The 18936-nt window shown below is 75.1% G+C and carries 18 protein-coding genes; 12 read left to right on the top strand and 6 right to left on the bottom strand.

Going from position 1 to position 18936, the window contains the following annotated elements:
• The first annotated feature begins 44 nt into the window (after positions 1–44).
• From OG559_RS02935 to OG559_RS02970, 8 genes are all read left to right on the top strand, one after another.
• The gene (locus OG559_RS02935) at positions 45–812 is read left to right on the top strand and encodes a pyrimidine reductase family protein (RefSeq protein ID WP_405112085.1); all 768 of its coding nucleotides are present in this window, start codon (positions 45–47) and stop codon (positions 810–812) included.
• Between the two features lie 9 nt (positions 813–821).
• Positions 822–1421: a hypothetical protein gene (locus OG559_RS02940; protein ID WP_405112088.1), complete on the top strand. Its 600-nt coding sequence runs from the start codon at positions 822–824 to the stop codon at positions 1419–1421.
• Between the two features lie 1001 nt (positions 1422–2422).
• Positions 2423–4174 carry an ATP-binding protein gene (locus OG559_RS02945; protein ID WP_405112090.1) on the top strand — a complete coding sequence of 584 codons (1752 nt, stop codon included), beginning with the start codon at positions 2423–2425 and terminating at the stop codon, positions 4172–4174.
• A 12-nt stretch (positions 4175–4186) separates the two neighbouring features.
• Positions 4187–5335: an exonuclease SbcCD subunit D gene (locus OG559_RS02950; protein WP_405112093.1), complete on the top strand. Its 1149-nt coding sequence runs from the start codon at positions 4187–4189 to the stop codon at positions 5333–5335.
• Positions 5335–7809 carry an AAA family ATPase gene (locus OG559_RS02955; protein WP_405112096.1) on the top strand — a complete coding sequence of 825 codons (2475 nt, stop codon included), beginning with the start codon at positions 5335–5337 and terminating at the stop codon, positions 7807–7809. The genes OG559_RS02950 and OG559_RS02955 overlap by 1 nt, the downstream gene beginning before the upstream one ends.
• Positions 7810–7880: 71 nt before the next feature.
• Positions 7881–8834, top strand: coding sequence for a hypothetical protein (locus OG559_RS02960; protein WP_405116332.1), 954 nt, complete (start codon positions 7881–7883; stop codon positions 8832–8834).
• Between the two features lie 64 nt (positions 8835–8898).
• Entirely contained in the window at positions 8899–9756 is an 858-nt protein-coding gene (locus OG559_RS02965) for a spermidine synthase (protein WP_405112099.1), read from the top strand.
• A gap of 118 nt (positions 9757–9874) precedes the next feature.
• Complete coding sequence (locus tag OG559_RS02970; protein WP_405112101.1) at positions 9875–10801, top strand: DNA-3-methyladenine glycosylase family protein; 927 nt, start codon at positions 9875–9877, stop codon at positions 10799–10801.
• A 150-nt stretch (positions 10802–10951) separates the two neighbouring features.
• Here OG559_RS02970 and OG559_RS02975 read toward each other — a convergent pair whose 3' ends face one another.
• Positions 10952–11458: a DUF1990 family protein gene (locus tag OG559_RS02975; RefSeq protein ID WP_405112104.1), complete on the bottom strand. Its 507-nt coding sequence runs from the start codon at positions 11456–11458 to the stop codon at positions 10952–10954.
• 80 nt (positions 11459–11538) lie between these two features.
• On the opposite strand from OG559_RS02975, the gene OG559_RS02980 reads away from it, so the two are divergent.
• Complete coding sequence (locus OG559_RS02980; protein ID WP_405112107.1) at positions 11539–12033, top strand: GNAT family N-acetyltransferase; 495 nt, start codon at positions 11539–11541, stop codon at positions 12031–12033.
• Here the strand turns inward: OG559_RS02980 and OG559_RS02985 are convergent.
• On the bottom strand, positions 12008–12769 hold the full coding sequence (locus tag OG559_RS02985; protein WP_405112110.1) for an SRPBCC family protein: 762 nt from the start codon (positions 12767–12769) through the stop codon (positions 12008–12010). The two genes, OG559_RS02980 and OG559_RS02985, sit on opposite strands and share 26 nt — an antisense overlap.
• 192 nt (positions 12770–12961) lie before the next feature.
• A complete protein-coding gene (locus OG559_RS02990) occupies positions 12962–13180 on the bottom strand; it encodes a hypothetical protein (RefSeq protein WP_405112113.1) in 219 nt (72 codons plus the stop codon).
• Positions 13181–13315: 135 nt separating this feature from the next.
• Here OG559_RS02990 and OG559_RS02995 point away from each other — a divergent pair, with 135 nt between their 5' ends.
• Both OG559_RS02995 and OG559_RS03000 read left to right on the top strand, forming a co-directional pair.
• Positions 13316–14428 carry an ATP-dependent DNA ligase gene (locus OG559_RS02995; protein ID WP_405112116.1) on the top strand — a complete coding sequence of 371 codons (1113 nt, stop codon included), beginning with the start codon at positions 13316–13318 and terminating at the stop codon, positions 14426–14428.
• A 56-nt stretch (positions 14429–14484) separates the two neighbouring features.
• Positions 14485–16047 carry an alpha/beta hydrolase gene (locus OG559_RS03000; RefSeq protein WP_405116333.1) on the top strand — a complete coding sequence of 521 codons (1563 nt, stop codon included), beginning with the start codon at positions 14485–14487 and terminating at the stop codon, positions 16045–16047.
• A 4-nt stretch (positions 16048–16051) separates the two neighbouring features.
• Here OG559_RS03000 and OG559_RS03005 read toward each other — a convergent pair whose 3' ends face one another.
• Positions 16052–16540, bottom strand: a complete 489-nt coding sequence (locus OG559_RS03005; protein WP_405112119.1) for a potassium channel family protein — start codon at positions 16538–16540, stop codon at positions 16052–16054.
• A 75-nt stretch (positions 16541–16615) separates the two neighbouring features.
• Here OG559_RS03005 and OG559_RS03010 point away from each other — a divergent pair, with 75 nt between their 5' ends.
• Complete coding sequence (locus OG559_RS03010; protein WP_405112122.1) at positions 16616–17068, top strand: GNAT family N-acetyltransferase; 453 nt, start codon at positions 16616–16618, stop codon at positions 17066–17068.
• Between the two features lie 156 nt (positions 17069–17224).
• Here OG559_RS03010 and OG559_RS03015 read toward each other — a convergent pair whose 3' ends face one another.
• Positions 17225–17947, bottom strand: a complete 723-nt coding sequence (locus tag OG559_RS03015) for an ABC transporter ATP-binding protein (protein ID WP_405112125.1) — start codon at positions 17945–17947, stop codon at positions 17225–17227.
• Positions 17944–18936, bottom strand: coding sequence for an ABC transporter ATP-binding protein (locus tag OG559_RS03020; RefSeq protein WP_396673298.1), 993 nt, complete (start codon positions 18934–18936; stop codon positions 17944–17946). Before OG559_RS03020 ends, OG559_RS03015 begins: the two co-directional genes overlap by 4 nt.

Here is an 18936-nt window from a genome sequence, read left to right on the forward strand (position 1 = left end):
CGGGCCCCCGAGCCCACCCCTCCGGTCACCGGCCCGGCCGGCGAATGAGCGTGGCAAGCCCGATCTCCCGGCTGTGGCCGACCCCGTCGCCGTCGCCGCTCGACGACGCGGAGCTGACCGCCCTCTACGGCCGGGCCGCCGGTCCCCGCCTGCGGGTGAACTTCGTGACCAGCGTCGACGGCGCGGTCACCGTGGACGGCTACTCCGCCGGGCTCTCCGGCGAGCCGGACAAGCGGGTGTTCGGCCTGCTGCGGATGCTCTGCGACGGCCTGCTGGTGGCCGCCGGCACCCTGCGGCACGAGGACTACGGCGCGGTGCGGCTCAGCGGGCCGCGCCGGGCCTGGCGTCGCGCGCGGGGGCTGGCCGAGTACCCGACCCTGGTCGTGGTCTCCGGCTCACTGGCGCTGGACCCGGCGCAGGCCGCGTTCGCCGACGCGCCGGTGCGACCGGTCGTACTCACCCATGCCGCCGCCGAGGCGCCCCCCGGCCTGGCCGAGGTGGCCGAGCTGGTGCGCTGCGGGACCGACCGGGTGGACCTGGCCGCCGGTCTCGCCGAGCTGCGCCGGCGGGGCCTCGGCCAACTCCTCTGCGAGGGCGGGCCGCACCTGTTCGGCGCGCTCACCGCAGCCGACCTGGTCGACGAGGTCTGCCTCACCGTCGCGCCGCTGCTCGCCGGGGCGGGTCCGGGTCGGATCACCGCCGGGGACCCCGGCCCGCACCGGGAGCTGCCGCTGCGACACGTGCTGGCCGCCGCGGACGGCGCGCTGATGCTCCGGTACGCCCGTGACGGGGTACCCGCCCCGGCCGCCTAGCCTGTCGCCATGACGGCGAGCCATGGAGTCATCGATCTGGATATGCCCGGCGCTGAGCCTGGTGGCTCGGACGAGGGCTGCTCCGCCGGAGCCGGGCTCGGGCGAAAGGGCGCTGCCTACGTGGTCGTTGCCTTGGTGATCGGTATAGCGCTCGGTGGCTTCGGCGGTGCCAAAGTGTGGAACTCCAGCGAGGAACGGACCAGGGCCCGCACCGTCGCGCTGGTGGCCTTGCCAGGCTCGTCCAGCAGTTGGGGCTCGAACGGCGTTGGGACCGCCCGACTCGACGCGCAACTGGTCCTGATAAACACCGGCCCGGCCTCGATTACCGTGCAGGTAGAGGGGGCGCGGAGACCGGGCGTCCTGGTACGCGGCACAGGCCAGTCCCGGGTGCTGCGCCCGGGTGGAACGGGCTGGATCGACGTCGAGGTCACGTTGGAATGCGTAACCGCATTCACATCCGAGCCGCTGCCCGTCAGCTTCTCCGTGCAGACAACCGACCACCGGGTCCGGCAGACAAGTTATCCCATCGCTCTCCAGGGCGGCCCATGGCAGCAAGCGTGCGAGCCTCCACCCCGTATCGTGTCGGGTCCGATCACAGCCACTCGTTGACAGCGGCGAGGTGCACGGTGGCTTCGTAGCGGACGGCGAGTTTGTCGAAGCGGGTCGCGACGGCGGTTGCCCTCTTGAACGTCTGGGATGCGGACGAGGTCGACGAGTGGGCCCGGCATAAACCGCCCACCCGGGCCGCCAGCGGACGAAGAAGAACAGGGCTGACGAGCGGCCCCCGTGACTACCCGCGAACGACGAGGCCCCCACCACCCGGGGGCGGCCCTTCTCAGCCCTCCGTGAACCGATCAGGCCAGGGCCTGTGTCGAAGTCATCGACGCAACCGCCCTTGGTGGCGACGATGTGCGCGGTGGCGTCGGGGTGCAGGGCAGCTGTCGAGCGTGATCGTTTGCTGATTGGTGAGACGACACGCCGGGCGAGTTCTCCAGAATCAGCAGACGATCGTGAAGTCCCCCCAGGGGTGGGGCGGGAACGCCGACGCAGATGTCGTCGCCGACCGGCGGGCAACCCCGCAGCGCCCCCTTTGCTCTGCTGCCCCCTGTGCAACGCTCGCGAAGCGTCACGGTTCTGCCGACCCTCTCGTGCCGGCACCCGACGCGAAGCGGCTCCGCGACGGCACTGCTGTGCTGCACGGCGATACTGGTGCGCACTTCGATGCTGGTGTTGCGGTGGCGGCAGCAGAGCAAAGGGGGCGAGGTGGCATTACCCGCCCGGCACCCCGGCCGCCTGGACGGCGGCCCCCCTGTCCCACCTCACACGCCCACCCGCATCGGCCAGGGCCTACAGCCCTGGGCCCACTTGACTGTTCCCTACAGTCGAGCCGTGGACGCGTCGACAGCGCGACTGGCAGCGGCAGGTATCGCGGCCAACCTCGGCGACGGACGGCTCGTTCGCCACCGTCCGTGTCAGGCCGGACGCATTGCGCCACGATGTCGGGGGCGGCGGGTGGCGTCCGCCGCGTCGCGTGGCAACCTGTCGCATCCCTCGGGCAGGATGCACCCCGTGGGCCCTGACCGAGACGACCAGCCGACCGGAGCGCGTGGATGACCGACGACGAGTTCGACGGCCCCGGCGAGGGGGTCGGCCGGGTGCTCGGCACCGCCGACGCCACCCCGCTGACGTTCTGGACGGCCGTGGCCCCCGGCAGCTACCTCCAGCTCGACGACGTGGTGGTGACCCGGCGCGAGATGCCCGACCGGGAGCCGGTGACCATCGCCGGCGTGGTGACCCAGGTGCGGGCGCGGCACGAGGGCGCCCAGTTCGACTCGGACGTCTTCGCCATCGCCGACGGCACCCTGCCGGCGATGGTGCAGGAGGCGGCCGAGATCACCACCACCCGCGTCGACCCCGAGGTCTACGTTCCGCCGACGCCGGGGGCGGTGGTGCACCGGGCCGAGGGCGACGCCCGGGCCCGGGCGCTGCACTTCGACCGGATGGAGCGGCGGATCCCGATGGGGATGGGCCGCGACGGCGTCCCGGTCTACCTCAACGCCGACTTCCTCGACGGCAGCCGGGGCGCGCACGTCTCGATCTCCGGCATCTCCGGGGTGGCCACGAAGACCAGCTTCGCCACCTTCCTGCTCTACTCGGTCTTCCGCTCCGGCGTGCTCGGCGGGGACGCCGTCAACGCCAAGGCGCTGATCTTCAACGTCAAGGGCGAGGACCTGCTGTTCCTCGACCACCCCAACACCCGCCTCGACGACGCCACCCGGGCCGGCTACGCGAAGCTCGGGCTGGACGCCGGCGCCTTCCCCGACGTGCGGGTCTACGCCCCGCCCCGGGCCGGCGACTCCTCCGGCACGCCGGACGTGAGCAGCCGGCTGACCGGGGTGGACAGCTTCTACTGGACGCTGAGCGAGTTCTGCACCGACCGGATGCTGCCGTACGTCTTCGCCGACGCCGACGACGAGCGCCAGCAGTACACGATGGTCGTCCACTCGGTCGCCGCCCACCTGGCCCGCTACGCCCAGCCCGCCGACGGCGGGGTGAGCGTCGACGGGGTCCGGCTCGGCTCGTACACCGACCTGGTCGACCACATCGTCGAGCAGCTCAACGACGACGAGACCCGGGGCGACTGGGCGGGCAGCGCGGTCGGCCTGGGCACGGTCAACGCGTTCGCCCGGCGGCTGATCGGCAGCAAGAAGGACCTGGGCCGGCTGATCCGGGGCGACCTGGCCACCCGCCGCCCGCACTCGATCAACACCGCCGAGAGCGCCCAGGTCACCGTCGTCGACCTGCACAACCTGCCCGACCGGGCGCAGCGCTTCGTGGTCGGCGTGACGCTCAAGAGCGAGTTCGAGCGCAAGGAGAAGGCCGGCACGGCCAAGCCGCTGCTCTTCGTCGTCCTCGACGAGCTGAACAAGTACGCGCCCCGGGAGGGCTCCTCCCCGATCAAGGAGGTGCTGCTGGACATCGCCGAGCGGGGCCGCTCGCTCGGGGTGATCCTGATCGGGGCGCAGCAGACGGCGAGCGAGGTGGAGCGGCGGATCGTCACCAACTCGGCGATCCGGGTGGTCGGCCGGCTCGACCCGGCCGAGGCGTCCCGCCCGGAGTACGGCTTCCTCCCACCCGCCCAGCGGCAGCGGGCGCTGCTGGCCAAGCCGGGCACGATGTTCGTCAACCAGCCGGACATCCCGGTCCCGCTCTGCCTGGAGTTCCCGTTCCCGGCGTGGGCCACCCGCGTCTCCGAGGCCGGCCGGGCGCCCTCGGAGACGCTACGGTCGATCACCGGGGCGGCCGACCCGTTCGCGGTGGTCAGCTCGGGCGGCGGCGCCGACGACGACATCCCGTTCTAGGGGGCTGAACCCGTGAAGATCCTGCACACCTCGGACTGGCACGTCGGCAAGGTGCTCAAGGGGCAGTCCCGGGCCGAGGAGCACAAGCAGGTCCTCGCCGGGGTGATCGACGTCGCCCGGCAGGAGCAGCCGGACCTGGTGATCGTCGCCGGGGACCTGTACGACACGGCCGCCCCCACCCCGGAGGCGACCCGGCTGGTCACCCGGGCGCTGACCGCGCTGCGCCGCACCGGCGCGGACGTGGTGGCCATCGGCGGCAACCACGACAACGGTCAGGCCCTCGACGCGCTGCGGCCGTGGGCCGAGGCGGCCGGCATCACCCTGCGCGGCGGGGTCCGGGAGAACCCGGACGAGCACGTGATCGACGGGGTCACCGCGGGCGGCGAGCGGTGGCGGGTGGCCGCGCTGCCGTTCCTGTCCCAGCGGTACGCCGTGCGCGCCGTGGAGATGTACGAGCTGACCGCCGCCGAGGCCACCCAGACGTACGCCGACCACCTCGGCCGGGTGCTCGGCCGGCTGACCGAGGGCTTCGCCGAGCCGGACCGGGTGCACCTGGTCACCGCCCACCTCACCGTGGTCGGGGCGACCACCGGCGGCGGCGAACGGGACGCGCACACCGTCCTCGGGTACGCCGTCCCGGCGACGGTGTTCCCGGGCACCGCGCACTACGTGGCGCTGGGCCACCTGCACCGGTCGCAGCGGGTGTCCGGCCCCTGCCCTATTCGCTACAGCGGCAGCCCTCTCGCCGTGGACTTCGGCGAGCAGGAGAACATCCCGTCGGTCACCATGGTCGAGGTGACGGCGACGAGCGCGGCGCGCATCCGCGAGGTGCCGGTCCCGGCGGCCGTGCCGCTGCGCACGGTGCGCGGCACCCTGACCCAGCTCGCCGAGGTCGCCCCGCCGGAGGGCTGGCTGCGGGTGTTCGTCCGGGAGCAGCCCCGGGCGGGGCTGCGCGAGCAGGTGCAGGAGCTGCTTCCCCGGGCCCTGGAGATCCGGATCGACCCGGAGCTGGTGCCGGCCCCCGGCAGCGGGACGCGCACCGCCCAGCGGACCGGCCGGTCACCCCGTGACCTGTTCGCCGACTACCTGGACAGCAAGGGGCACGCCGACTCCGACGTCCGGGAGCTGTTCGACGAGCTGTTCGAGGAGGCGGATCGCTGATGCGCCCGATGCGGCTGGACATGGCGGGCTTCACCGTCTTCCGCGACGAGACGACCGTGGACTTCACCGACGCCGACTTCTTCGCCCTGGTCGGCCCGACCGGCTCCGGCAAGTCGACGGTGCTGGACGCGATCTGCTTCGCCCTCTACGGCACGGTGCCCCGGTGGGGCGGGACGCGAGGGCTGGCCAACGCGCTCGCCCCGTCGGCCACCGAGGCCCGGGTCCGGCTGGTCTTCGAGTCGGCCGGTGACCGCTACGTGGCGACCCGGGTGGTCCGCCGGGACGGCCGGGGCAACGTCAAGACGGCCAACGCCGGGTTGCAGCTCATGCCGCCCGGGTTCGACGTGACCAAGCTGGACACCGGGCTCAGCCCGGAGGACCTGGGCGAGGTGGTGGCCGGCACCCCGGCCGAGATGGAGCGGGCCGTACTGGAGGCGGTCGGGCTGCCGTACGAGCAGTTCACCAGCTGCGTGGTGCTGCCGCAGGGGCAGTTCGCCGACTTCCTGCACGCCCGGCCGGCGACCCGGCAGCAGATCCTGGTCAACCTGCTCGGCCTCGGCGTCTACGAGACCGTGCAGAAGCGGGCCACCGAGCGGGCCGGTCAGGCCGAGGCGAAGCTGGAGGCGGTCGACCGGATGCTCGGCGGGCTCGCCGACGTCGACGACGCGGCGCTGGCCGACGCCCAGAATCAGGTCGGCCGGGCGAACGAGTTGGCCGAAGCGGTCGCGGCGGCCGTACCGGAGCGGGAGCGGGCCCGGGCGGCGGCGCGGGACGCGCACGCGGCGCTGGCCGCCCTCGACGCCGAGCTGGCCGGGCTCGGCGCGGTGCGGGCGCCCGACGGGGTGGCCGAGGTGGCCCGGGCGGTGGCCGACGCGCGGTCCGGCGTCGACGAGGCGGCGGCCGGGGTGGCGCTGGCCGAGGAGCGCGAGGAGAAGCTGCGCGGGGAGCTGGCCGGCGCGGGCGACGAGAGCACGCTGCGGCTGCTGCTCAAGGCGCACGCCGACCGGGACCGGCTGGCCGGCGAGATCGGGTCGGTGGCCACGGCGGTGACCGCGGCGCAGCGCGAGCACGACGCGGCGGTGGCCGCGCTGGCTGCGGCGCGGGCGGCGGCCGGGCGGGCCGAGGTCGAGCTGGACGCCGCGTTCCGGGCGCACGAGGAGGCGAAGGCCACCGACCAGGCGGTGGCGCTGCGGGCGCACCTGGTCGACGGGGCGGCCTGCCCGGTCTGCGAGCAGGTGGTGCCCCGGGTGCCGGCGGTGCCGGCCGGATCGGCGGTGGTCAGGGCCACCGCCGCCGGGAAGGCGGCCCGGGCCGCGACCCAGCAGGCGCAGCAGGCGGTGCAGGAGCGCGACGCGGCGGCCCGGGACCTGGAGCGGGTGCTGCTGCGCGCCCGGGCCCAGCACGACCAGCTCCGGGGCCGGCTGGCCGAGCTGGACGACCAGCTCGGCGGGGCCGCCGCCCCCGAGGCGCTGCGGCACGACCTGGCCGAGCACACCCGGCTGCGCCGGGAGTTGGACGAGGCCGCGGGCGGGGTGCGGGCCGGCCGGGACGCCGCCCGGCGGGCCCGGGCCGCGCTGGAGGCCGCCGAGGAGCGGCTGCGCGCCGCGTGGTGGGACTTCGACGCGACCCGGGACGGGCTGGCCCGGTTCGGCCCGCCGGCCACCGACCGCGACGACGTGGCCGCGGCCTGGACGACGCTGACCGGGTGGGCCGACGCGCAGGCACGGCGGCGGCGGGCGGACCGGGTGGGGCTGGCCGAGGCGGTCGCCGCGGCGGAGGCCGCCGCCGCGACCGTGGAGGAGCGGATCGGCGGGGTCTTCGCCGCCGCCGGGCTGGCCGCCGGGGACGATCCGGTGCGGGCGGCCACCGTCGCGGTGGAGCGCGCCGAGGCAGCCCACCGGCGGCTGGTGGAGCGCCGTGAGCAGGCCGCCGAGCTGCACGGGCAGCGGGCCGGCCACGAGCAGCAGGCCCGGGTGGCCCGGGCCCTCGCGGGGCACCTGCGGGCCAACAACTTCGAGCGCTGGCTGCTGGCCGAGGCGCTGGACCTGCTGGTCGACGGCGCGTCGGGGATCCTGCGCGAGCTGTCCGGCGGCCAGTACGACCTGGTGCACGACAAGGGCGAGTTCTTCGTGGTCGACCACCACGACGCGGGGCTGCGGCGCGGGGTGCGCACGCTGTCCGGCGGGGAGACGTTCCAGGCGTCGCTGGCCCTGGCGCTGGCGCTGTCGGAGCAGCTCGCCGGGATGTCCACCACGGCGGCGAGCCTGGAGTCGATCGTCCTGGACGAGGGGTTCGGCACCCTGGACGCGGCCACGCTGGACACGGTGGCGGCCACCCTGGAGAGCCTGGCCGCCCGGGGTGACCGAATGGTCGGGGTGGTCACCCACGTGCCGGCCCTCGCCGAGCGCATCCCGGTCCGGTACGAGGTCCGCAAGGACGCCCGCTCCGCCCGCGTGGAACGGACCGGCCTGTGACGGGGCCGACCGGCACTGCGGGGCCGACCGGCACGGCCGGGACGGGGACGCCGGGCGTGGCGGCCCCGGAGCTGTTCGTCGACGCCTGGGGCCCGGGCTACGGGGCGTCCTTCGAGGCGGTCCCCGGCGGGCCGGCCACGCCGAGCAGGCAGCAGGTCGACGCCGAGGTGGAGCTGCCGGCGGTGGACTGGCGGGCGTTCGACGTCCGGGCCGGGGTGCGGGCGCCGGACGTGGTGCTGCTGGTCGACGGGGTGCGCCGGATCGACGCCAGCGTCTGGACGGCCGAGGCCGACGGCGCGTCGTTCCCCGGCGTGGCCGCCTCGTACGCGGCCGGGGTGGTCCGCTGCGACCTGGAGCGGGGCGCGGCCCGGCTCGCCGGGACGCAGGTGCGGCGAGGGCTGTTCACGGCCAGCCCGTCGGCCCGGGAGGTTCGGGCCGGGACGGTGCGCTACCCGGTGCACCGGGTCAGCGGCACCGGCGAGCTGAACAAGCTCCAGGCCGCCGTGCAGGGTCCGTTGACCGCGCTGGAGGTGGAGGTCTCCGGGGCGGCCCGGGTCGACGGGGACCTGCTGGTGGTCGACGGCCCGCTGCGCAGCCGCCGGCAGCTGCCCCGCACCCTCGGCTACGTCAAGACCCAGCACAGCCAGTACCTCGACGCCCGGCTGACCGCCGTGGTGACCGGGCTGCGGGCGGGCCAGCGGTCCCCGGTGTTCCGGCTCGTCACCGCCTGGGGCGGATACTCCTGGTACCTGCGGCTGCCGGGCGGCGGCGGCGCGCCGTGGGCCGGCATCGTGCGGGTCGAGTGCTCGGCCGAGCTGGCCGAGTCCGAGGCGATCGCGCTGGCCGACCTGTCGCTGGTCACCCTCCCCCGGTTCGCGTCCACCCCGTACAAGGACCCGCGGGCCCCGCAGAACCTGATCCCGATCGCCGGCCTGGAGCGCCGCCTGCGGGCGCTGCTCGGCGACGCCCGCCTGCTGCACCGGGCGCTGACCGCCGCGGCCCGGGGCCGCGGGCAGCACCGCTGATGGGCAGCCTCCCCGCCCGGCCACAGAGCCGCCGCCGGGTCGTCGTCCGGACGGGGTGCCGCTGATGGGACGCCGCCGGGGAACGGACCACATCGTGGTGCGGGTGGACACCGGCGAGGCCGAACTGGTCCCGGACGCGGACCGGCCGCGCTCGTTCACCCTGCTGCTCGACGGCGCCCCGCAGTCGCACGTGGACCTCGCCGACCCCACCCACCTGGAGTTCGAGTACGTCCGACGGCTGGCCGCCGCCCTCGACCTGGTCGCCCCGGCGGGCGCGCCGCTGCGGGTGCTGCACCTGGGCGGCGGCGCGCTGACCCTGCCCCGGTACGTGCAGGCCACCCGCCCCGGCTCGACCCAGCGGGTGGCCGAGGTGGACGCCGCCCTGGTCGACCTGGTCCGCCGGGAGCTGCCCTGGCCGGCCGACACCCGGCTGAAGGTGCGCGTCGCCGACGCCCGGGCCACCCTGGGAGCCACCAGGGACGGCAGCTACGACGTGGTGGTCGCGGACGTCTTCTCCGGCGCCCGCACCCCGGCCCATTTGACCAGCGTGGAGTACACGGCGGAGGTGGCCCGGGTGCTCCACCCCGGCGGCTGGTACCTGGCCAACGTCGCCGACGGCCCGCCGCTGCGGCACGCCCGCGCCCAGGTCGCCACGGTCCGCACGGTGCTGCCCCGGGCCTGCCTGATCGGCGACGCGGCGGTGCTGCGCGGCCGGCGCTACGGCAACCTGGTGCTGGTCGCGGGCCGGGTCGAGCCGCCGGTGCCGGAGCTGACCCGCCGGGCGGCCGGGGACTGGTTCCCCGGCCGGGTGGTGGCCGGCGACGAGCTCGACCGGTTCGCCGGCGGGGCCGCAGTGGTCCGCGACGCCGACGCCACCGACTCCACCCCGCCGCCACCGGGAATCTTCTCCGTCCGCCGGTGATCCGGTGGCTCCGCACCACCGGGCGACCGGGCCCGTTGAGGGCCGGGCTGACGTCGTCGGACGCCCGGGGGTCTGCGTGCATGCGGGGCCGTCCGTCCCGGCCGGGGGTCGTGGCAGAGTGTCAGGGGTGACCGAACCCGCCGCCCGCCGGACGCTGCGCCCACCGGCCGGCTACCGGCTGGCCGCCTCGGTCCGGTCGCTCACGTTCAGCACGTACGACCCGTGCGCCCGGATCGCCGCCGGCACGTTCTGGTGGGCCACCCGCACCCCCGCCGGCCCGGCCACCCTCGCGCTGCGCCCGGCCGGCGGCGGGGACCTGCTCGCCGAGGGGTACGGCCCCGGCGCCGACTGGGCGGTCCAGCAGGCCGGGGCGGTCGCCGGGCTGCGCGACGACCTCACCGGCTTCGCCGAACTGGCCGGCGCGCACCCGCTGGTGGCCCGGCTGGCCGCGCGGCACGCCGGGCTGCGGATGCCGGCCACCGGCCAGCTCTTTCCGCGCGTGCTGCGGGCGATCCTGGAGCAGAAGGTCACCGGCACGGAGGCGTACCGGGCGTACTCGGCGACCGTGCGCCACTTCGGCGAGCCGGCGCCGGGGCCGTTGCAGCCGCTGCTGCTGCCACCCGAGCCGGCGGCGGTGGCCGCCGCGCCGTACTGGGTCTTCCACCCGTTCGGGGTGGAGCAGAAACGGGCCGACACGCTGCGCCGGGCCGCCGCCGAGGCCGACCGGCTGGAACGGTGCGCCGACTCCGCCGAAGCCACCCGCCGGCTCACCGCGATCCGGGGGATCGGCCCGTGGACCGCGGCCGAGGTGGTGCGGATCGCGTTCGGGGACCCGGACGCGGTCAGCGTCGGCGACTACCACGTGCCGAACACGGTGGCCTGGGCCCTGGCCGGGGAACCGCGCGGCGACGACGCCCGGATGCTCGCGCTGCTGGAGCCGTTCCGGGGCCACCGCGGCCGGGTCTGCCTGCTGCTCGCCGCCGAGGGCGTGCACGCCCCGCGGTACGGGCCGAGAATGCCGATCCGCTCCTTCGCCCGGTACTGACGCTCCCGCGGCCCGCCGCCCGGGTCGGCGCGCACTGCGTGGCCGGCGTACCGGTCAGGGCCCGCAACGCCCCGCCCGACGCGGAGGCCGGCACCGGGTCAGGCCGGCACCGGGCACCGGGCGCAGGGTCAGGCGGGCGGCGCGTCCGGGTCAGGGCCGGGCGCAGAGCCGGCGCAGGGTCCGGCCGAGCCACCAGGCGTACCCGCGTTGGAAGGCCCGGCCCGCCGGCCCGGCCGCGCGCATGAACCAGCGGTCCGCTCGGCTGAACGCGCGCACCTCGAACCAGACGGCGCCGGTGTCGTCCCGGCTCACCACGAACGCCTCCTCGCCCCGGGCCGGATGGCCGGGCAGCGTGCCGTATCCGAAGCCGGCCCGGCGGGCGTCGTCGGCGGCCCAGACCACCGCGCACGGCGCGGCCAGCCGCAGCGGGCCGACGCCCAACCGGGAGACGACGATGATCCCGGGCTCGGCCCGGGGCGCGTCGGCGTCGATCCGGATCCCGGCGGTCCGGTGCAGCCGCCAGTCGAGCACCGCCGCGCCGGCCGTGGCGAAGCAGCCGTCCGGCAGCCGCACCCGGTGCCGGACGTGCCGCCAGCCCGCGGGCAGCTCGCCGGCGTCGGTGGCTCCGACGTGCGGATAGGTCAGCTCGGGCACCATCGCCGCCTCTCCTCGGGTCCGCTGAACCGCCAGGGTACGGCCCTGAGCGCCGGGCGCCGGCGGTATGGTGAGCTGGGGTCGTGACCACGCCACCACTGATCACCCCAGCCATCCCCGCCGACGCCGGTGAGATCCTCACCGTGCAGCGGGCCGCCTACGTGACCGAGGCCCAGCACTACGCCGACCCGTTGCTGCCGCCGCTCACCGAGACGCTCGAAGAGATCCTGTCCGCGCTGGCCGGCCCGGAGACGGTGCTGGTCGCCCGGGCCGGGCACCGGCTGGTCGGCTCGGTCCGGGCGCGGGTCGCCGACGACACCGCCCACGTCGGCCGGCTGGCCGTGGCCCCGGACCAGCAGGGTCAGGGGGTCGGGGCCCTGCTGCTGCGGGCGGTGGAGGCGGCCTGCGCCGACCGGGTGTCCCGCTTCGTGCTGTTCACCGGGGCCGCCAGCGAACGGAACCTGCGGCTGTACGGGCGGCACGGCTACAAGATCGTCGGCAACCGGCCGGACGCCAACGGCATTTCCCTCGCCGTGCTGGAGAAGCGGCTGGTCAAGGCCGCCCACAGCGACGCCTGAGGCCGTCGGCCTCCAGCCGGAGGTACCGGTGGGTCAGCCCGCCGTAGAGCCGGCCCACGACGGCGGCGAGCGGGCCCGACTGCTCCAGCGTCAGCTCGACCCGGACCCGGCCGTCGGGCAGCGGGACGATCCGGTGGTCGCCCCGGCTACGGACGCCCGGGGCGTTCGACACCCAGACGAAGCGGTACGGCGCCTCGACCGCGACGACCCGCCACACCGCGGGACGCAGCCGCGGCTGCTCCAGCCGCGCGGTCGAGCCGACCGTCAACGGACCCGGTTCCAGCCGCTGGGCGCGGGACACCGAGGCGGTCCACTCCGGCCACCGGTCGATGTCGGACTGCACCGTCCAGACCCGCTCGGCGTCGGCGTCGATCTCCGTCACTGCCTCGAAGCGCATGGTCCCTCCCCTGTCGTCGAACCTACCGCTCGACGATCCTCGCCGGCGGCCCGCACCACGACGACTGGCCTCCGTCCCTTCGGCCACCGACGCGCCGCACAGCTTCACCGGATCGGCGTGGTCCCGCGCCCATGGGCACCGCGCCCCGGCGAAGCGGTGCGCCACATGGTCCCGCGCCCCGGCGAAGCGGTGCGCCACATGGTCCCGCGCCCCGGCGAAGCGGTGCGCCACATGGTCCCGCGCCCCGGCGAAGCGGTGCGCCACATGATCCCGCGCCCCGGCGAAGCGGTGCGCCGCCGGCACGACGACGAGCCGGTGCGCCCGATCGTCACCGGACACGACGGCCAGCCGGCCTCGATGCGGACCTTGGACAGTTCTCGCTCCGGACGAGCGGAAACTGTCCAAGGTCCGGTGCCGCGCGGCAGGACGGTTGGACAGGGACGGCGCGGGGCAACCCAGCAGGGCCGCGCGGCGCAACGGGGCAGCGCAACCGCCCGGTGGGGAGCGGCGTGGGGAGCGGCGTGGGGCGGGTCAGGCCGCGTCGGTCTCGTGCAGGTCGGCGAGGGTAAGCGGGGTACGGCGGCGCAGCAGGTCGCCCAGTTCGGCGACCGTGCCGACCTCGCCGAGCACGTCCTTGCCGCCACCGAAGCGGGCCGGGTAGCGGCGCACCAGGCGGTAGCGGTACCGGCCGCGGATCAGCTCGACGCTGACCCCCCAGCGCCCGCAGCACCCGCAGATCCACTCCCGCATCCGGCGAAACTAGCTCCGAACTGCGGAAACGCCATCCGGCCCCGGGGGAACGAACGGGATGGACCGGGACAGGTCACCCCCTCACCCCCGGTGATCCGCCTCACGACTGTCGGTGGTGTCTGGTTGACTGTCGCCGTGGACCTGCCGATCAACCCGCCGGTCGAGCCGATGCTGGCCAAGGCCGTGTCGCGACTGCCCACCGACCCCGGCATGACATTCGAGCCGAAGTGGGACGGCTTCCGCTGCATCGTGTTCCGAGACGGCGACGAGGTGGAGCTGGCCAGCCGGGGCGGCAAGACGATGACCCGCTACTTCCCCGAGGTGGTCGAGCAGGCGCTGCGGCAGCTCCCCGAGCGCTGCGCTGTCGACGGCGAGCTGATCGTGATCCGGCGCGACGGCCCGGACGGCCAGCCCCGGCTCGACTTCGAGCTGCTCGCCCAGCGCATCCATCCCGCCGCGTCCCGGGTGAAGCTGCTGGCCGAGACCACCCCGGCCGACTTCGTCGCCTTCGACCTGCTCGCCCTCGACGACGAGCTGCTGACCGACCAGCCGTACCCGCAGCGCCGGGCCCGGCTGGAGCAGGCCCTGGCCGGGGTCCGCCCGCCGGTGCACGTCACCCAGGTCACCACGGACCCGGAGACGGCCCGCCGCTGGTTCGACGTGTTCGAGGGCGCGGGGCTCGACGGGCTCATCGTCAAGCCGGCCGACCTGCCGTACGAGCCGGGCAAGCGGCTGATGTTCAAGGTCAAGCACGCCCGCACGGCCGACGTGGTGGTGGCCGGCTTCCGCTGGCACAAGACCGGGCCGGTGGTCGGCTCGCTGCTGCTCGGCCTCTACGACGAGGCCGGCGTCCTGCACCACATCGGGGTCAGCTCCTCGTTCACGGCGGCCCGGCGTGAGGAGCTGCTGGACGAGCTGGCCCCATACCGGGACGTCGGCGACGAGCACCCCTGGGCGCACGGCGACCACGAGCGCGGCCAGCGCATCCCCGGCGGGGTCAGCCGGTGGACGGGGACGAAGAACCTCGAGTGGGAGCCGCTGCGCCCGGAGTTGGTGGCCGAGGTGGGCTACGACGCGATGGAGGGCGACCGGCTCCGGCACACCGCCCGGTTCGTCCGCTGGCGGCCCGACCGCGATCCCCGGTCCTGCGGCTACGACCAGCTCGACCGCCCGATCAGGTACGACGTCGACCAGGTCCTGCGCGGCGATCCGGCGGCGACCGCCGAGGCCGCCCCGGGACGGGCGTAGCCTGAGCCGTCGACCCGACCACGAGAGGCGTGCCGGTGACCCGCTTTCCCGACCGGATCCGCCGGGTCCGGCTGACCCTCGCCGGGCTCGTCGCGGCGGCGGTGGTCGCCGCCGGCTGCACGATGCCCGCGTTCGCCCCGCGCACCGAGACTGAGGGCGAGGCCGCGCCGACGGGTGCCGCGCCGACCTGGCGGGCCTGCCCGGAGGTGGCCGACGAGCTGGTGGGCCGGGGCGCGCCGGACATGCGGTACGAGTGCACGCGGATCGCCGTGCCGCGCAACTGGGGCTCCGGCACCGGCGCCACGGCTGGCCCGGGCAGCGGGGAGACCTTCGAGATCGCCCTGCTGCGGGCCCGGTCCACGAAGCAGCGGGACCGGATCGGCTCGCTCGTGATCAACCCGGGCGGCCCCGGCAGCTCGGGGGTGGACACGGCCGTCTACCTCTCCTTCGGCCCGGCGTTCGGAGGGCTGCCCCCGTCGGTCACCGAGCGGTTCGACATCGTCGGGTTCGACCCGCGCGGGGTGGCCCGGTCCAGCCCGGTGAAGTGCATCCCCTACGCCGACCTGGACGCCAGCTTCGGCTACGACCCGGACCCGGAGTCCCAGGCGTCCTTCGACGGGTTCGTCGCGCTGAACCAGCGGATCGGGCGCGGCTGCGGCGACAAGTACGGCGACCAGCTCTCGCTCTACGGCACCGAGCAGGCCGCCCGGGACATGGACGCGGTGCGCGCGGCGGTCGGCGACGAGAAGCTGACCTACCTCGGCTACTCCTACGGCACCCTGCTCGGGGCGACGTACGCCCAGCTCTACCCGTCTCGGGTCCGGGCCCTGGTGCTCGACGGCGCGGTGGACCCGACGCAGGACCTGGTGGCCGGCTCGGAGAGTCAGGCGAAGGGCTTCGAGCGGGCGTTCGACAACTTCGCCCGGTGGTGCGCGGCCAACACCGGGCGCTGCCCGCTCGCCCCGGACGCCCGGGCCGCGGTGACCTCGGCGATCGACAAGGCCAGGGTTTCCCCGGTGAAGGCGGCGGACGGCCGGGAGGCCACCGCGGGCTGGGTCTTCTACGCGGTCATCTCCTCGCTCTACACGGAGTCGGGCTGGCAGGAGCTGGCCCAGGCGATCGACCGGCTCGACGGCGGCGATCCGGCTGAGGTGTTCCGGCTGGCCGACTCGTACGCGGGCCGGGAGGCCGACGGACGGTACTCGAACCTGTTCGACGCCAACCTCGCGGTCAACTGCACCGACGAGTCGGAGAAGCCGACCCTGCAGCGGGTTCGCCAGCTCCAGTCGCAGTGGCGGGAGAAGTACCCGCTGTTCGGCCCGGCGCTGGCCGTGGGCATGCTCGGCTGCGTCGAGTGGCCGGGTGGGCGGGACCCGTATCCGACCGGCAACGCCGTCGGCGCGCCGCCCATCGTGGTGGTGGGCACGACCGGCGACCCGGCGACCCCGTACGAGCAGACCCCGAAGCTGGCCTCGATGCTGGGCGTGGGCCGGGTGCTGACCTGGGAGGGCGAGGGGCACACGGCGTACCCGCAGACGAGCTGCGTGACGAACGCGGTGGACGCCTACCTGGTCTCGTTGACGGTGCCACGGGAGGGGCTGCGCTGCCCGGCCCGCTGACGGCTCACCCCAGGCGGCGGCCCCGGCCCCGCCTTGCGGCCGCCCGCGGCGGGGCGGGCGAGGGGGCCGGCTCGGCCGGCAGGACGATCCCGTGCCGGGCCGCCAACTCCTCCAGCAGCGCCCGCATCCGCCGCACGTCGGCCTTCAGCTCCTCCTGCTCGGCGTGCTCGAAGGCGTCGTCGTCCACGATCAACTGGCTGGCGAAGTGCGCGGTGATCAGCGGGATGACCAGCAGCACCATGGTCGAGATGAGCAGGGCCGCGAGGGCGCGCCCCGCGCCGGTGGTCGGCGAGATGTCGCCGTACCCGACGGTGGAGGCGGTCACCACCGCCCACCACACCGAGTCGGTGGCGCTCTTGTGCTCCACGTGGCTGTAGATGGCCCCGGCCACAATGATCATCAACAGGTACGACGCGATCAGCGTCCGGGGCGAGTTGGCGAACCAGACCAGCCCCCGGTAGACCCAGCGGAACGGCAGCAGCAGGACGTCCATGCCGCATCATGCTGCCCCCTGCCGGCAACCAGGTCGCCGGGGCATCGCCCCGGGTCGCTGTGCCAGGCTGACGCCATGCGTACCGTGATCTTCCGGGAGGCGGTCCGGGCCGACCTGCCGGCCGTCATCGCCCTGCTGGCCGACGACATGCTGGGCAAGGCCCGCGACTTCACCGAGGTCGACGAGGCGTACGAGAGGGCGTTCGCGGACATCTCCGCCGACCCCCGCAACCACCTCGTGGTGGCCGACGACGACGGGGTGCTGGTGGGCTGCATGCAGATCACCTACATCCCCGGGCTCGGCCGGCACGGGGCCGAGCGATCGCTCATCGAGGCGGTGCGGGTGCGCTCGGACCGCCGCGGTCAGGGGCTGGGGCGGGAGATGATGCGCTGGGCGATCGACCAGGCCAGGCGGCGCGGCTGCGCGCTGGTGCAGCTCACCACGGACAAGACCCGCGCGGACGCCCACCGCTTCTACCGCGACCTAGGCTTCGTCGCCACCCACGAGGGCATGAAGCTCTCCCTCTAACCCACCCCACCCCACAGCCCCCGCGATCTTGCAGTTGCGGCCCGGGCATACAGGGCGAAACGCCCGCACTGAGGGCCGCAAGTGCAAGATCGCGGGATGGGGAGGGTGGGGACGGGGAGGGTGGGGACGGGGAGGGTGGGGACGGGGAGGGTGGGGTCAGGTGGGGAGGAGTTGGCCGTCGCGGAGGGTCAGGGTGCGGTCTGCCAGCTCGATGAGGGCCGGGTCGTGCGTGGCGACCAGCGCGGTCATCCCGCGCGCGTGCACCACCGCCCGGAGCAGGTCCATGATCGACCGGCCGGTCTCCGAGTCGAGCTGGCCGGTGGGCTCGTCGGCGATCAGCAGGTCCGGCTCGTTGGCCAGGGCCCGGGCCAGCGCCACCCGCTGCTGCTGCCCGCCGGAGAGCTCGTACGGCCGCTGCGCGGTATGCCCGCCCAGCCCGACCAGCTCCAGCAGCACCGACACCCGCTCCTCCCGCTCGGCGGCGGGCACCTTCGCCAGCCGCAGCGGCACCCCGACGTTCTCGGCGGCGGAGAGGATCGGGATCAGCCCGAAGGTCTGGAAGACGAAGCCGACGGTGCCCCGGCGCAACCGCAGCAGTTCCCGCTCGCCGGCCGTACCGAGGTCGTGCCCGGCCACCCGGACCTGGCCGGAGTCCGGCCGGTCCAGGCCGCCGACCAGGTTCAGCAGGGTGGTCTTGCCGGCGCCCGACCGCCCCTGCAGGGCGACCAACTCGCCCTTGCCCGCGGTGAACGAGACGTCCCGGACGGCGTGCACGGCACGCTCACCCCGGCCGAAGGTACGGCTCAACCCGGTCACCCGCACCACCTCCTCGGTGGTGGTGGCGGTGGCCGCCGGACGTGAGAACGGCTGCTCGGTCATGCGTCACTCCGTTCGGCGTCGGCCCGGTCGCCCGGCCGCACCTCGACGTGGTCGGGTTCCAGGTTGAGTCGGACCCGGTCGCGCAGGGCCAGCGTGTCCACGAAGGACGCCGGAAGCTGCATCCGGCCGGCGCGGTCGAGCACCGCGTACTCCTCGCTGACCAGCTCGGTGGCGCCGTCCGCGCCGATCCGGGCGGTGCGGCGTACCTCGGAGGAGGTCCGGCCGTCGCGGATCGCGACGGTCCGGCGAACCTGGGTGGACACGGCGGAGTCGTGGGTCACCACCACCACCGTCACCCCCAGCTCCGCGTTGATCTGCCGCAGTGCGGCGAAGACCTCGGCGCCGGTGGCCTCGTCCAGCTCACCGGTCGGCTCATCGGCGAAGAGCACCTCCGGGTCGTTGGCCACCGCCACGGCGATCGCGCAGCGCTGCTGCTCCCCGCCGCTGAGCTGTCCCGGCCGCCGGTCGGCGAGGTGGCCCACGCCGACCAGTTCGAGCAGCTCCCGGGCCCGGTCCCGGCGGACCCGCCGCCCGCGCCGCCCGGCCAGCTTCATCGGCAGCTCGACGTTCTCCAGGGCGGTCAGGTACGGCAGCAGGTTGCGCCCGGTCTGCTGCCAGACGAAGCCGGCCATCTCCCGCCGGTAGCTGAGCCTGCGCCCGGCGGAGAGGGTGAGCAGGTCGTACTCGGCGACCCGGGCGATGCCGGCGGTCGGGGTGTCCAGCCCGGACAGGATGTTCAGCAGGGTCGACTTGCCCGACCCGGACGCCCCGACGATCGCGACCAGCTCGCCCCGGTCGATGACCAGGTCAAGGCCCTGCAACGCGACCACCTCGATGCCGTCGGACTTGAAGATCCGCACCAGGCCGTCGCAGACGATGTGTCCGCGCAACCGATCCTGCCCGCCGGCCCGCTCGGCCGCGCGTTGCGCGGCCCGCTCCTGCAGGGTGGCCAGGTCCGGTACTGCGGACGCCTCCACGGTGGCTGTCAT

It is taken from the genome of Micromonospora sp. NBC_01405 (assembly GCF_045040155.1).
Taxonomy (GTDB): domain Bacteria; phylum Actinomycetota; class Actinomycetes; order Mycobacteriales; family Micromonosporaceae; genus Micromonospora.

Bases quoted from the DNA above. Each gene is read 5' to 3' on its own strand.
- OG559_RS02935 (WP_405112085.1), top strand. From the start codon at position 45: ATGAGCGTGGCAAGCCCGATCTCCCGGCTGTGGCCGACCCCGTCGCCG.
- OG559_RS02940 (WP_405112088.1), top strand. From the start codon at position 822: ATGACGGCGAGCCATGGAGTCATCGATCTGGATATGCCCGGCGCTGAG.
- OG559_RS02945 (WP_405112090.1), top strand. From the start codon at position 2,423: ATGACCGACGACGAGTTCGACGGCCCCGGCGAGGGGGTCGGCCGGGTG.
- OG559_RS02955 (WP_405112096.1), top strand. From the start codon at position 5,335: ATGCGCCCGATGCGGCTGGACATGGCGGGCTTCACCGTCTTCCGCGAC.
- OG559_RS02965 (WP_405112099.1), top strand. From the start codon at position 8,899: ATGGGACGCCGCCGGGGAACGGACCACATCGTGGTGCGGGTGGACACC.
- OG559_RS02975 (WP_405112104.1), bottom strand. From the start codon at position 11,458: ATGGTGCCCGAGCTGACCTATCCGCACGTCGGAGCCACCGACGCCGGC.
- OG559_RS02990 (WP_405112113.1), bottom strand. From the start codon at position 13,180: ATGCGGGAGTGGATCTGCGGGTGCTGCGGGCGCTGGGGGGTCAGCGTC.
- OG559_RS03005 (WP_405112119.1), bottom strand. From the start codon at position 16,540: ATGGACGTCCTGCTGCTGCCGTTCCGCTGGGTCTACCGGGGGCTGGTC.
- OG559_RS03010 (WP_405112122.1), top strand. From the start codon at position 16,616: ATGCGTACCGTGATCTTCCGGGAGGCGGTCCGGGCCGACCTGCCGGCC.
- OG559_RS03015 (WP_405112125.1), bottom strand. From the start codon at position 17,947: ATGACCGAGCAGCCGTTCTCACGTCCGGCGGCCACCGCCACCACCACC.
- OG559_RS03020 (WP_396673298.1), bottom strand. From the start codon at position 18,936: ATGACAGCCACCGTGGAGGCGTCCGCAGTACCGGACCTGGCCACCCTG.